Annotated in this window: 1 pseudogene; it reads right to left on the bottom strand. The window is 69.0% G+C overall.

Annotated elements, in window-relative coordinates:
- Positions 1 to 542: pseudogene (locus ACPXCS_RS39670) on the bottom strand (phosphoketolase); the annotation flags it as partial.

Here is a 542-nt window from a genome sequence, read left to right as displayed (position 1 = left end):
GCGCCGCGGGCGCAGTGGACCTTGGCCTCGTCCATGGTCAGCCAGTCGAAGCAGGGCTGCTTGCCGGCCACGATCACGTTGACGTAGTCGCGGCTGCGCAGGGCGTGGTCCGCGACCGACAGCAGGGTGTTGGCGTCCGGCGGCAGGTAGACGCGCACGACCTCGGGGCTCTTGTTGAGGACGTGGTCGACGAAGCCGGGGTCCTGGTGGGAGAAGCCGTTGTGGTCCTGGCGCCACACGTGCGAGGTGAGCAGGTAGTTCAGGGAGGCGATGGGGGCGCGCCAGGGCAGGCGCCGGGAGGTGCGCAGCCACTTGATGTGCTGGTTGACCATGGAGTCGACGATGTGCACGAACGCCTCGTAGCAGGAGAACAGCCCGTGCCGCCCGGTCAGGAGGTAGCCCTCCAGCCAGCCCTGGCAGGTGTGTTCGGAGAGGATCTCCATCACGCGGCCGTGCGGGTCCAGGTGTTCGTCGACGTCGAGGGTGGCGGCCTGCCAGGCCTTGCCGCTGGCGCCGTAGACGGCCTGCAACCGGTTGGAGGC

The organism is Streptomyces sp. DT190 (genome assembly GCF_049846985.1).
Lineage (GTDB): Bacteria > Actinomycetota > Actinomycetes > Streptomycetales > Streptomycetaceae > Streptomyces.
Note: the sequence above shows the minus strand (reverse complement) of the source record. Positions and strands in the feature narration are given on the sequence as shown.